The sequence below is a fragment of the Streptomyces sp. NPDC045968 genome, assembly GCF_056430475.1.
In genome coordinates this window covers 875,626-888,355 of record NZ_JBWKLF010000001.1, presented here as the reverse complement: position 1 = coordinate 888,355, position 12,730 = coordinate 875,626, and the positions used below count along the sequence as shown (strand labels likewise).

Here is a 12,730-nt window from a genome sequence, read left to right as displayed (position 1 = left end):
CGCCCGGTCGGCCCAGCACCGCAGGCCCGCGCGCGGGACCGCTGGTGATACTCCGGACATGCACGCATCCCCTCCTCGCAGTCGCCTGCGCCGACTGCTGCTGCCCCTGACCGCCGGCGTCTGCGCGATCTCCCTGGTGGGCGGCTGTTCCGGTACGGACTCCGGCTCCGCGGCGCCCGAGGCCGCACGGTCGGACTCCGCGCGGCAGGGGCCCGTGTCCCGGGCCAACGATCTGCAGAGCGACTACCAGGACGTCATCAAGAACGTCCTGCCGTCCGTCGTACAGATCGACGCGTCCGGCGGCCTGGGCTCCGGCATCGTCTACGACACCAAGGGCCATATCGTCACCAACGCCCATGTGGTCGGCGACGAGAAGACCTTCAAGGTCACCGTCGCCACCGGCGAGAAGGTGCTCGACGCCTCCCTGGTCTCCGCCTATCCGGAACAGGACCTGGCCGTCCTCAAGCTCGACGCGATGCCCGACGGGCTCAGGCCCGCGAAGTTCGGCGACTCCGACAAGGTCGCGGTCGGACAGATCGTGTTGGCGATGGGCTCGCCGCTGGGCCTGTCCAGCAGCGTCACCCAGGGCATCGTCTCGGCCCTCGGCCGGACCGTCACCGAGAGCCGCGCGGGCGGCGGCACCGGGGCGACCATCGCCAACATGGTGCAGACCTCGGCGGCGATCAACCCGGGCAACAGCGGCGGCGCGCTCGTGAACCTCGACAGCGAGGTGATCGGCATCCCGACTCTGGCGGCGACGGACCCGCAGTTGGGTGACAGTGCGGCGCCGGGCATCGGGTTCGCGATTCCCGTCTCGATGGTGAAGACGGTCGCCGGCCAGATCATCAAGGACGGCAAGGTCACCGACTCCGGCCGGGCGGCCCTGAACGTCACCGGCCGCACGGTCGTCGACGAGGACTACCGGCCGGCCGGGGTGGCGCTGGTCAGCGTGGCCGGGGGCGGCGCCGCCGACAAGGCGGGGCTGCGGGTGGGAGACATCATCACGAAGATCGGCGACACCGCGGTCACGACGATCACCTCACTGTCGGAGGCCCTGACGGACGACGAGCCCGGCCAGAAGGTCACCGTGACGTACGTACGCAGCGACGCGCGGAAGACGGCCGAGGTCACGCTGGGCGAGATCTAGGGCCTGTCGCCGGACGGTGTTCCCCCGATCGCCGGACGGGCCCGTGCGACAGGCCTGTCCGGCGACCGGGTACGGGGACGGTGCGTCAGCCCTGGTCGGCCGAGAGGCTCATCGGACCGTAGATCTTCGTCGCGTCCTCGAAGAGCGTGACCTGTTCCGCTCCGCCCTCCTTGAGCTCCTTCCAGAACTCACCGATCCACGACTCCGCATCGCCCTGGGTCGTGAACTCGTCCGGCGTCAGCGCCGGCTCCGTCTCCGTACCGTCGGACTTCTCGAACCGCCACGTCCACGCCATGTCCGCCTCCTGGGTCACGTTGCTGCCCAGAGCCTAGTACCTCACCCGGGCGCGCAGCCGGTGCCCGGACGCGGGAGGATCAGCACGTGGAACTGACTCTGCTCGGCACCGGAGCCCCCGACGGGCTGCCGCGGCCCGAATGTCCCTGCGCCGCCTGCGCCTCGGCCCGCGGTGCGCGGGCGCGTGCCGCGACCGCACTGCTGGTCGACGACGCGCTGCTGCTCGACCTCACGCCGGGGGCCGTGCTGGCCGCCGCCCGCGCGGGTCACTCGCTCACCGCCGTACGGCAGGTGCTGCTGACCCACCCCCACGACGGGCCCGCCCTCGAACTGCCTGCGGGGCTGCCGTCGGCCGGCCGGGTGCCGGACGGCCAGGTGTTGACGCTGATCAGCGGCCACCGGGTGCGGGCGGTGCCGATGGACGCGCCGGGGACCGGGTACGAGGTGACGTCACCGGAGGGCGAACGGCTGCTGTACCTGCCGCCGGGAGCCGCTCCCAGCGGTCTCGCCGACCGGGCGGCGGAGCCGTACGACATGGTGGTGGGCGATGTGATCGGGCGCCCCGACGCGGTGGCCCGGCTGCGGGCGGTCGAGGCGGTCGGGCCGACGACCGAGGTGATCGCCGTCCATCTGGACCACGACGCGCCGCCCGGCGACGCGCTGGACCGGCGGCTCGCGGCGGCCGGGGCGCGGGCCGTGCCGGACGGGACGACGCTGGTGGTGGGCGAATACCACGCCGTACCCGATGTGCCGCGGCGCACGCTGGTGACCGGCGGCGCACGGTCGGGGAAGTCGCTGGAGGCCGAGCAGCGGCTGGAGACCTTCCCCGAGGTGGTGTACGTGGCGACCGGCGGCCGCCGGGACGGGGACGCGGAGTGGGCGGCCCGGGTCGGGGTGCACCGGGATCGCAGGCCCGCCGCGTGGCGTACGGAGGAGACCTGCGAGCTGGCCGGGCTGCTGGCGGCGGACGGTCCCCCACTGCTGATCGACTGCCTGTCGCTGTGGCTGACGGACGCGATGGACCGGGTGGGCGCCTGGGACGACGCGACGTGGGCCGGCGGCGGTGAGGCGGCGCTGCGGGAGCGGGTCGCCGAGCTGGTACGCGCGGTGCGCGGGACCCGGCGGACCGTGGTGGCGGTGACGAACGAGGTGGGTTCGGGGGTGGTCCCGGCGACGGCCTCCGGACGGCGCTTCCGGGACGAGCTGGGGCGGCTGAACGCCGGGTTCGCGGCGGAGTGCGAGCACGTGCTGCTGGTGGTGGCGGGGCAGGCGCTGGTGCTGCGGGGGTGAGCACGCACTGACGGGGCGTCAGAATGCTGCCGGGTACTGTTCCGTCCGGGAGCCCGCCGCCGGGTTCCCGGACATCACGCACCGACCCCGCGAGGCAGACCCCCGTGAATCTGGACGACTTCTCCGACCTCATCGAACGCCCCGACGGCGGCGTACGGCGCGATGCCGAGGAACGACGGGAGCGGCTGATCGTGCCGCCCGGGGCGCTCGGGCGCCTCGACGAGCTGGGGGAATGGCTCTCGGCGGCCCAGCAGGCCGTACCGGTCAGGCCGGTCGAGCGCCCGCGCGTGGTGGTCTTCGCCGCGGATCACGGGGTGGCGGAACTGGATGTCTCCGGCCGCGCCGCGGGCACCGCGTACGCGCTCGTGCGGGACACGCTGGACGGTGCGAGCCCCGTGGCCGTGCTGGCCCGCCGCTTCTCCGTCCCCGTACGGATCGTCGACGCCGGCCTGGACTGCGATCCGGAGCTGCTGCCCGAGTCCGTCGTACGCCACCGCGTGCGGCGCGGCAGCGGGCGCATCGACATCGAGGACGCGCTGACGGCCGAGGAGGCCGAGCAGGCCGTACGGCTGGGCATGGCGATCGCCGACGAGGAGGCCGACTCCGGCACGGACCTGGTGGTGCTCGGCGATCTGAGCGTCGGCGGGACCACCGCGGCCGCCACCCTGATCGCGGCCCTGTGCGGCACGGACGCCTCGGTGGTCACCGGCCGTGGCGGCGCGGGGATCGACGACCTGGCGTGGATGCGCAAGTGCGCCGCGATCCGCGATGCGCTGCGCCGGGCGCGGCCGGTGCTGGGCGACCAGCTGGAGCTGCTGGCCGCGGTCGGCGGCGCCGATCTGGCGGCGATGACGGGCTTCCTGCTGCAGAGCGCGGTCCGCCGGATGCCGGTGATCCTGGACGGCGTGGTCGGGGCGGCCTGTGCGCTGGTGGCCCAGCGGGCCGCCTTCCGGGCGCCGGACTGGTGGCTGGCGGGTCAGGCGAGCGGCGAGCCGGCGCAGGCCAAGGCGCTGGACCGGATGGCGCTCACGCCGCTGCTCGATCACGGGGTGACCGTGGGCGGCGGCAGCGGGGCACTCCTGGCGCTTCCGCTGGTGCAGGCCGCTGCCGCGCTGGCGGCGGAACTGCCGGAGCGCGCTCCGGAGGAGGCCGACGAGGAAGCCGGGGACTCCGGGGCCGTCGAGGACGACGAGAAGGCCGCGGGCGCCTGACCCGGTCCCTCGCGGTCAGGGCTTGGGGCCGGGGAGCGGGACCCGGTCGGGGGCGCCGCCGATCAGGTCCTGGAACCTGCGGCGCGGGCCGGCCCAGCGCACGTCGTGGTGGTAGGCGCGCAGCACCGACTTGGACCTGGCCCGGTGTCTGTTCCGGTAGAAGCGCTTCGCCCACGGCGAGGCCGGCCGGGCCAGCCTGACCGCGCCGATCAGGGCCACGAACGGGACGAGCGCGCCGAGGACCGCCATCCGTGCCTTTCCCTTGAACAGGGCGATCAGCACGAAGGCGAAGTTGACGACGAGCGTCAGCAGGAGGCTCAGCCGTCCCTGCTGCTCGTCGTCGCTCAGCTCGTCCACCCCGAGCGGCGAGAAACCGGCCAGGAAGAGCCCCACGAGCGAGGCGGTGAGCACGACGACCTCCACGCTCTGCCGGCCCTGCTCGGTCCAGTACACGTCGTCCAGGTGCAGGATCAGCGCGAACTCGTCGAGCACGAGCCCGGCCCCCACGCCGAAGACCACCGCCCAGATGCCGGCGCCGAACCCCTCCCGGCCGCTGGCCACCGCGCCGAAGCCGCCGACCACGGTGAGCACCACCCCGGGCACCACGTGGTGGATGTGCATGCCGCCGGGCGTGACGTTGCGGAACGGGCCCTTGCCGGCCCGGATCAGCCGCGTGATCATGCGCGTGACGGCGAACGTCAGCACGAAGGCGCTCAGCGCGAGGAGCATCGGAAGCTTGCCCGGCTCGACGATGTTCTGGTGAAACCAGTTCCCCATGCCATCCACTCCCGATAAGTCACCTTCAGCACCTTTGAAGCGATTTGGGCAATCTATCGGTGACGGGCACCCGCTAGCCTGCGCGCCGTGACCTCCCTGAACAGCCACGGCATACGTTTCGCCTTCGGCACCCTGACCGCGCTCCCCGTCCGCGTGACCCGCTGGGACCGCGAGACCGCCCGCGCCGGCATGCTCTGCGCCCCGCTCGCCGGGCTCCTCGTGGGCCTGCTCGCGGCCGTGCCGGGCGCCCTGTCCCTGCTGCTGGGGTCCGGCCCCCTGCTCGCGGCGGTGGTCTCCGCCGCCGTACCGGCGGCCCTCACCCGGGGACTTCATCTGGACGGCCTCGCGGACACCGCCGACGGCCTCGGCAGCGCCAAGCCCGCCGAGGAAGCACTGCGCATCATGAAGCAGTCGGACATTGGCCCGTTCGGTGTCATCACGCTGCTGTTCGTCCTGCTGGCGCAGGTCGCCGTCCTCTTCGAGCTGTACGGGCAGGGGTGGGCGCACGGCGCCGCGGGGACGGTCGTGGCCGCCGTCGCCGCCCGGCTCGCGCTCACCCTGGCGTCCCGTCAGGGCGTCCCGCCGGCCCGGCCCGAGGGCCTGGGAGCGGCCGTGGCGGGCACGGTCCCCTTCAGCGGCGCGGTGATCGTGTCGGCCCTGGCCGTCGCCGCCTGTGCGGGCACGGGCGCCCTGCTGGGCGGTCACGGTGCCGTGCACCACGCGCTGGCCGTGGTGGTCGCCCTGGGCGTCGCCCATCTGCTGCTGCGCCACTGTGTACGGCGCTTCGGCGGGGTGACGGGGGATGTGTTCGGCGCGCTGGAGGAGACGGCCGCGACGGCCGCCCTGGTGGTGCTGGCGTTCTAGTCGCGGGCAGGGCAGGTCTTGCGCCAGGGGCCGAGCGCGTACTCCTTGCGCAGGGAGCTCAGCTTCAGCCGCCGGGACTCGGCGCAGTAGTCGGCCGGCTCCAGCTCGTACTCCGCGTGGAAGACCGCCTTGCCCGCCTCGATGAACGGGGTGACGGCGTCGCACTCCTCGTACTGCGCGCACTGCTCGTTGACCGCGAAGTCGAAGTCCGGCTCCAGCCGGGGGATCTGGTCCAGGTCGTTCTTCAGGCCGACGGCGAGACCGTGCGCGTGGGCGAGACGGGCGATCAGCCGGTTGTAGCGCAGCTGGTCGCCGTCGGTGAGCGGGAAGCCGGACGGGTTGAGGTAGGCGTCCATGTTGTCCGGCTCCACCGCGTCGAAGCCCTTCTTCGCGCACATCGCGATCCGGGCCTCCATCAACGGCTCCAGGACGTCGGTGCGGCGGATGTCCAGCCAGCGTTCGCCCTTCCAGCCGTTGCCCTTGCCGAGCACCGACGCGGGAAACCTCCCGGCGTCCGGGCGGAACTCCTCCCACGCACCGGTGGAGAGGTAGCAGATGACCTTGCGGTCCCGGCGGTGCAGTTCCGCCACCTCCGCCGCGCCGTTCTCGAAGCCGTCGATGTCGTAGACCGGCGCGTCCACCGAGGGGTCCAGCCGGCCTGAGAGCTGCCACTGCCAGTCGACACCGGGCTCCGGGCGCCAGTAGGCCGCCGGGCTCCGCCCGTGGGCCGGGGCGTCGGCCGGAGCTCCCGAGGTGCAGGCGGTGAGCAGAGCCAACAGAATCGGGACGGTGGCGGACAGCGATGCCCAGGGCCTCGTACCGCGGACCCGACCCTGCCACCGCATCGTTCTCTCCCCCGCTCGTCACCGCACCGGCAACGACCCTACTGGCGCGGCCCCTTCCCGCCGGACCCGGCCGTCCGGCACGCGGCGTACACCCGGGCGGGCCCGGGGACGGCCCGCCGCTGTGAGGCAACAGGAAAGGCGCGCGTAGGCTCATTCCCGGCACATTGCGGCGCCGTCTACGATGCGCCGGGCACGGTCGGCCCACCCCTCGACCGAAACAGAACTCAACGGAAGCGAGATTTCACCACCGTGACTGCTCTCACTCTCAGCACTGCCGGGGCGGCGACGCTGCGCGCCGACGCACTCGTCGTCGGCGTCGCCAAGGACGCTGGATCCAAGTCCGGGAACCTGGTCCTCGCGCCGGGCGCCGAGGCCGTGGACAAGGCGTTCGACGGAAAGCTCGCCACCGTCCTGGCGACCCTGGGTGCCTCCGGCGCCGAGGGCGAGGTGACGAAGCTCCCCGCGCCGTCCGGCCTCAAGGCCCCGGTCGTCATCGCGGTCGGGCTCGGCGCGGTCCCGGACAAGGACGACGCGTACGACCCCGAGGTGCTGCGCCGGGCCGCAGGCTCCGCCGCCCGCGCGCTGGCCGGCTCGAAGAAGGCCGGCTTCGCGCTGCCCGTCGAGTCCGTCGAGGACGCCGGTGCCGTCGCCGAGGGGGCGCTCCTGGGCGCGTACGCCTTCACCGCCTACCAGGGCGGCGAGAACTCGCTCGCTCCCAAGGGCGCCAAGAACAACGGCCCCAAGCTGCCCCTCGCCGAGGTGGCCCTGCTCGGCACCAAGCCGCGCGACAAGGCGTTCAAGGCCGCCGCCGAGCGCGCCACCGCGCTCGTCGAGGAGATCAACCGCGCCCGCGACCTGATCAACACCCCGCCGAACGACCTCTACCCCGAGTCCTTCGCCGCCGTGGCCACCGCCGCGGGCAAGGAGCACGGCATCAAGGTGCAGGTCCTCGACGAGAAGGCGCTCGTGAAGGGCGGCTTCGGCGGTCTGCTCGGCGTCGGCCAGGGCTCGACCCACGGTCCCCGTCTGGTGAAGCTCGCCTACACGCACCCCAAGGCGGAGAAGACCCTGGCCCTCGTGGGCAAGGGCATCACCTACGACTCGGGCGGCATCTCGCTCAAGCCGGCCGGCCACAACGAGACGATGAAGTGCGACATGAGCGGCGCCGCCGCCGTGTTCGCGGCCGTCGTCGCCGCCGCCCGCCTCGGCCTCCGGGTCAACGTCACCGGCTGGCTCGCGCTCGCCGAGAACATGCCGTCCGGCAACGCCACCCGCCCGGGCGACGTGCTGCGCATGTACAGCGGCAAGACCGTCGAGGTCCTCAACACGGACGCCGAGGGCCGTCTCGTCCTCGCCGACGCGCTGACCCGCGCCTCCGAGGAGAAGCCGGACGCGATCGTCGACGTCGCCACGCTGACCGGCGCCATGGTGCTCGCCCTGGGCAACCGCACCTTCGGCATCATGGCGAACGACGACGCCTTCCGTACCTCCATCCACGAGATCGCCGAGGAGGTCGGCGAGGCCTCCTGGCCGATGCCGCTCCCCGCCGACCTGCGCAAGGGCATGGAGTCCCCGACCGCCGACATCGCCAACATGGGCGAGCGGATGGGCGGCGGCCTGGTGGCCGGTCTGTTCCTCCAGGAGTTCGTGGGCGAGGGCATCGCCTGGGCGCACCTGGACATCGCGGGCCCCGCCTTCCACGAGGGCGCGCCCTACGGCTACACGCCCAAGGGCGGTACCGGTTCCGCGGTCCGCACCCTGGTCGGCCTGGCGGAGCGCACCGCCGCCGGCGACCTCGGCTGAGCCCTTCCTTCGTGACGCCGGCCCCGGGCATACGTCCGGGGCCGTACGCGTTCACGTACTGGCCCCGGTCAGCCGTCCCGCTCGCCTTGTACGAATTTCGCCCGCAACGAAATCCGTAGGTATGTACGCGGCAGTAACGCCCCGAGTCGGCTGATCATCCGCCTCCGACCCGGGCCCCGCGTCCCGCCCACCGTCAACAAGTGCGAAGATGGGTTCTCGGCAGGACAGGGCCCCCACCACAGGGCCGAATAACAAAAGCGGCCGAACACCAGCCGACCGGCCGGTCACACCCCAGCGACGGGGCCCGGCGTACGGCGCACATGCATGGAGGACGTGACGTGGCGAACGACGCCAGCACCGTTTTCGACCTAGTGATCCTCGGCGGTGGTAGCGGCGGGTACGCCGCGGCCCTGCGCGGAGCGCAGCTGGGTCTGGAAGTCGCCCTGATCGAGAAGGGCAAGGTCGGCGGCACCTGCCTGCACAACGGCTGCATTCCCACGAAGGCGCTGCTGCACGCCGGCGAGATCGCCGACCAGGCCCGCGAGGCCGGTCAGTTCGGCGTGAAGGCCACCTTCGAGGGCATCGACATCGAGGCCGTCCACAAGTACAAGGACGAGGTGATCTCGGGCCTGTACAAGGGTCTGCAGGGCCTCATCGCCTCGCGCAAGGTGCACTACATCGAGGGTGAGGGGCGGCTCTCCTCCCCCACCTCCGTGGACGTGAACGGCGAGCGCGTCACCGGTCGGCACGTGCTGCTGGCGACCGGCTCCGTGCCGAAGTCGCTGCCCGGCCTGGAGATCGACGGCAACCGCGTCATCTCCTCGGACCACGCGCTGAAGCTGGACCGCGTACCGAAGTCCGCGATCATCCTGGGCGGCGGCGTGATCGGCGTCGAGTTCGCCTCGGCGTGGAAGTCCTTCGGCACCGACGTCACCATCATCGAGGGCCTGAAGCACCTGGTCCCGGTCGAGGACGAGAACAGCTCGAAGATCCTTGAGCGCGCGTTCCGCAAGCGCGGCATCAAGTTCAACCTCGGCACCTTCTTCGACAAGGCCGAGTACACGCAGGACGGCGTCCGCGTGACGCTCGCCGACGGCAAGACCTTCGAGGCCGAGGTGCTTCTGGTCGCCATCGGCCGCGGTCCGGTCTCGCAGGGCCTGGGCTACGAGGAGGCCGGCGTCGCGATGGACCGCGGTTACGTCCTCGTCGACGAGTACATGCAGACCAACGTCCCGACGGTCTCGGCCGTGGGCGACCTGGCCCCGACCCTCCAGCTCGCCCACGTCGGCTTCGCCGAGGGCATCCTGGTGGCGGAGCGGCTGGCCGGTCTCAAGACCGTGCCGATCGACTACGACGGCGTGCCGAAGGTGACGTACTGCCACCCCGAGGTCGCCTCCGTCGGCATCACCGAGGCCAAGGCCAAGGAGATCTACGGTGCGGACAAGGTCGTCGCCCTCAAGTACAACCTCGCGGGCAACGGCAAGAGCAAGATCCTGAAGACCGCGGGTGAGATCAAGCTCGTCCAGGTCAAGGACGGTGCCGTGGTCGGCGTCCACATGGTCGGTGACCGTATGGGCGAGCAGGTCGGCGAAGCCCAGCTGATCTACAACTGGGAGGCGCTGCCCGCCGAGGTCGCGCAGCTCATCCACGCCCACCCGACCCAGAGCGAGGCGCTCGGCGAGGCTCACCTGGCCCTGGCCGGCAAGCCCCTCCACTCCCACGACTGACCAGTCGAACGGGCGCGACGACCGACCACTTCCGCAATTCGTTAGGAGCAACTGAAACCATGTCGGTTTCCGTAACCCTTCCGGCGCTCGGCGAGAGCGTCACCGAGGGCACTGTCACCCGTTGGCTGAAGGCCGAGGGCGAGCGCGTCGAGGCCGACGAGCCGCTGCTCGAGGTCTCGACCGACAAGGTCGACACCGAGATCCCGGCACCCGCCGCCGGCATCCTCTCCTCCATCAAGGTCGCCGAGGACGAGACCGTCGAGGTCGGCGCCGAACTGGCCGTCATCGACGACGGTTCGGGCGCACCCGCGGCCGCTCCGGCCGCAGAGCCCGCCGCGGCCCCGGCCCCGGCCGAGGCCGAGGCTCCGGCCGCGCCGTCCACCGAGGCCGAGGCCCCCGCCGCGGCTCCGACCGCCGAGGCCGCCACCGGTGCCTCGTCCGCGTCCGGCACCGACGTCACCCTCCCCGCGCTCGGTGAGAGCGTCACCGAGGGCACCGTCACCCGCTGGCTGAAGGAGGTCGGCGAGGAGGTCACGGAGGACGAGCCCCTGCTCGAGGTCTCCACGGACAAGGTCGACACCGAGATCCCGGCCCCGGTTTCCGGTGTGCTGCTGGAGATCGTCGTCGCCGAGGACGAGACCGCCGAGGTCGGCGCCAAGCTCGCCGTCATCGGTGCCGCGGGCGCAGCCCCGGCCGCCGCCCCGGCCCCCGCCGCACCGGCTCCGGCCGCTGCTCCGGCTCCGGCCGCACCGGCTCCGGCCCCGGCCGCACCGGCACCCGCCGCCGCACCGGCACCCGCCGCCGCTCCGGCGCCCGCCGCTCCGGCAGCCCCGGCTCCGGCGCCCGCTGCTCCGGCAGCCCCGGCTCCGGCCGCTCCGGCACCCGTCACCCCGGCACCGGCCGCCCAGGCCGCGCCTTCCGGTGACGACGGCGCGTACGTCACGCCGCTGGTCCGCAAGCTCGCCGCCGAGAACGGTGTCGACCTGGGCGCGGTCAAGGGCACCGGTGTCGGTGGCCGTATCCGCAAGCAGGACGTCGTCGCCGCCGCGGAGGCCGCCAAGGCCGCCGCCGCCGCTCCGGCTCCGGCCGCCGCCAAGGCGCCGAAGCTGGAGACGTCCCCGCTGCGCGGTCAGACGGTCAAGATGACCCGCATGCGCAAGGTCATCGGCGACAACATGATGAAGGCGCTGCACTCGCAGGCCCAGCTGACCTCGGTGCTCGAGGTCGACATCACGAAGCTGATGAAGCTGCGCAACCAGGCGAAGGCGTCCTTCGCCGCCCGTGAGGGCGTCAAGCTGTCCCCGATGCCGTTCTTCGTGAAGGCGGCGGCCCAGGCGCTGAAGGCCCACCCGGTCGTCAACGCCCGGATCAACGAGGACGAAGGCACCATCACGTACTTCGACTCGGAGAACATCGGCATCGCCGTGGACGCCGAGAAGGGCCTGATGACCCCGGTCATCAAGGGCGCGGGCGACCTGAACATCGCCGGGATCGCGAAGAAGACCGCCGAGCTGGCCGGCAAGGCCCGCGGCGGCGGCCTGACCCCGGACGACATGTCCGGTGCCACCTTCACGATCAGCAACACCGGTTCGCGCGGTGCGCTGTTCGACACCGTCATCGTGCCCCCGAACCAGGCAGCCATCCTGGGCATCGGTGCCACGGTCCGCCGTCCGGTGGTCATCGACCACCCGGACCTCGGCGAGACGATCGCGGTGCGCGACATGACGTACCTCTCGCTCTCCTACGACCACCGCCTGGTGGACGGCGCGGACGCCGCCCGCTACCTGACGACGGTCAAGGCGATCCTGGAAGCCGGTGAGTTCGAGGTCGAGCTCGGCCTCTGAGCGACGCACCTGTAACCAGCCTCACCAGCGGCGCCCCCGTCCGGAACACTTCCGGCCGGGGGCGCCGCCGTATTGTCTAGACACCAGCGGTCACCCAGGTGACCGTGCTGGTGCAGGCAGCGCCGGATTGCTCAGAAGGAGCCCCTCATGACCCCGCCCGTCGTCCACTCGCTGCGCGAACAGATCCGCGAGCACATCGTGGACGGGATCGTCAGCGGGCGCTGGAAGCCGGGCGAGCGGATCGTGGAGCGCCGCATCGCGACCGAGCTGGAAGTGAGCCAGACCCCCGTCCGGGAGGCCCTGCGCGAGCTGGAGACGCTCCGCCTGATCGAGTCGGCACCCAACAAGGGCGTACGGGTCCGGAATCTGACCGCGGCCGATCTGGAGGAGAGCTATCCCGTACGAGCGGGCCTGGAGCAGATCGCGGCGGAGCTGGCGGCCCCCGGGCTCGGCGAGGACTGCTCGGCCCTGACACCGCACGTGGCGGCCCTGTACGAGGCGGACCGGCTGGCCGACGGCGAGGCCCAGGTGCGGCACACCGTGGCCTTCCACCGGGAGATGGTGCGGGCCGCCGGGAACGCCGTACTGCTGCACACCTGGGAGGGGCTGGGCATCGAGGTGTTCACGGCCCTGTCAATCCGCTGGCTCGGCACGGTCCAGAAGTCGTACGCGGAGGAGCACGAGGCGCTCATCGAGGCGTTCCTGCGGAAGGACCCGCAGATCGGCGTGCTGGCTAAGGCACACGTGCTGGGCTGCGCGCCCCGTGCGTGAACTGTCTGCCCATCTGTAGCACCCGGCGCTCGACTGCACAGTCGAGCGCCCTTTTTATCCCTTTTATGGCGTCACTGCGTGCCCCGTTTCGAGGCACCGAATGCCACTTTCTTCATATCGAGAAGTTTTCCGCTTCAACCCTTTGATCGATCATCGA

General features: G+C 72.1%; 11 protein-coding genes. 8 read left to right on the top strand and 3 right to left on the bottom strand.

The window, feature by feature from the left end:
* Window positions 1–58 precede the first annotated feature (58 nt).
* Window positions 59–1,147, top strand: a complete 1,089-nt coding sequence (locus tag AC07FA_RS03830) for a S1C family serine protease (RefSeq protein ID WP_479073054.1) — start codon at window positions 59–61, stop codon at window positions 1,145–1,147.
* 85 nt (window positions 1,148–1,232) lie between these two features.
* On the opposite strand, the gene AC07FA_RS03825 is transcribed toward AC07FA_RS03830, so the two are convergent.
* Window positions 1,233–1,442: a hypothetical protein gene (locus AC07FA_RS03825; RefSeq protein WP_479073053.1), complete on the bottom strand. Its 210-nt coding sequence runs from the start codon at window positions 1,440–1,442 to the stop codon at window positions 1,233–1,235.
* A gap of 86 nt (window positions 1,443–1,528) precedes the next feature.
* On the opposite strand from AC07FA_RS03825, the gene AC07FA_RS03820 reads away from it, so the two are divergent.
* Together AC07FA_RS03820 and cobT are read left to right on the top strand one after the other, a co-directional pair.
* Window positions 1,529–2,731, top strand: a complete 1,203-nt coding sequence (locus AC07FA_RS03820; protein WP_479073052.1) for a bifunctional adenosylcobinamide kinase/adenosylcobinamide-phosphate guanylyltransferase — start codon at window positions 1,529–1,531, stop codon at window positions 2,729–2,731.
* A gap of 104 nt (window positions 2,732–2,835) precedes the next feature.
* On the top strand, window positions 2,836–3,942 hold the full coding sequence (gene cobT / locus AC07FA_RS03815; protein ID WP_479073051.1) for a nicotinate-nucleotide--dimethylbenzimidazole phosphoribosyltransferase: 1,107 nt from the start codon (window positions 2,836–2,838) through the stop codon (window positions 3,940–3,942).
* Window positions 3,943–3,957: 15 nt separating this feature from the next.
* Here cobT and AC07FA_RS03810 read toward each other — a convergent pair whose 3' ends face one another.
* Window positions 3,958–4,719 (bottom strand): hypothetical protein, encoded by a 762-nt coding sequence (locus AC07FA_RS03810; RefSeq protein ID WP_479073050.1) that lies wholly within the window; start codon window positions 4,717–4,719, stop codon window positions 3,958–3,960.
* A gap of 87 nt (window positions 4,720–4,806) precedes the next feature.
* On the opposite strand from AC07FA_RS03810, the gene cobS reads away from it, so the two are divergent.
* Window positions 4,807–5,583: an adenosylcobinamide-GDP ribazoletransferase gene (gene cobS / locus AC07FA_RS03805; protein ID WP_479073049.1), complete on the top strand. Its 777-nt coding sequence runs from the start codon at window positions 4,807–4,809 to the stop codon at window positions 5,581–5,583.
* On the opposite strand, the gene AC07FA_RS03800 is transcribed toward cobS, so the two are convergent.
* Window positions 5,580–6,428 (bottom strand): endo alpha-1,4 polygalactosaminidase, encoded by an 849-nt coding sequence (locus AC07FA_RS03800; RefSeq protein WP_479073048.1) that lies wholly within the window; start codon window positions 6,426–6,428, stop codon window positions 5,580–5,582. The genes cobS and AC07FA_RS03800 overlap by 4 nt on opposite strands.
* Window positions 6,429–6,677: 249 nt before the next feature.
* Between AC07FA_RS03800 and AC07FA_RS03795 the strand changes: the two genes are divergently transcribed.
* The 4 genes from AC07FA_RS03795 (at window position 6,678) to AC07FA_RS03780 (ending at window position 12,573) form a co-directional block, all read left to right on the top strand.
* Complete coding sequence (locus AC07FA_RS03795; protein WP_479073047.1) at window positions 6,678–8,231, top strand: leucyl aminopeptidase; 1,554 nt, start codon at window positions 6,678–6,680, stop codon at window positions 8,229–8,231.
* A gap of 338 nt (window positions 8,232–8,569) precedes the next feature.
* Window positions 8,570–9,958, top strand: a complete 1,389-nt coding sequence (gene lpdA / locus AC07FA_RS03790) for a dihydrolipoyl dehydrogenase (RefSeq protein ID WP_479073046.1) — start codon at window positions 8,570–8,572, stop codon at window positions 9,956–9,958.
* 59 nt (window positions 9,959–10,017) lie between these two features.
* On the top strand, window positions 10,018–11,802 hold the full coding sequence (gene sucB, locus AC07FA_RS03785) for a 2-oxoglutarate dehydrogenase, E2 component, dihydrolipoamide succinyltransferase (RefSeq protein ID WP_479073045.1): 1,785 nt from the start codon (window positions 10,018–10,020) through the stop codon (window positions 11,800–11,802).
* 147 nt (window positions 11,803–11,949) lie between these two features.
* Window positions 11,950–12,573 carry a GntR family transcriptional regulator gene (locus AC07FA_RS03780; RefSeq protein WP_479073044.1) on the top strand — a complete coding sequence of 208 codons (624 nt, stop codon included), beginning with the start codon at window positions 11,950–11,952 and terminating at the stop codon, window positions 12,571–12,573.
* Window positions 12,574–12,730: the final 157 nt, after the last annotated feature.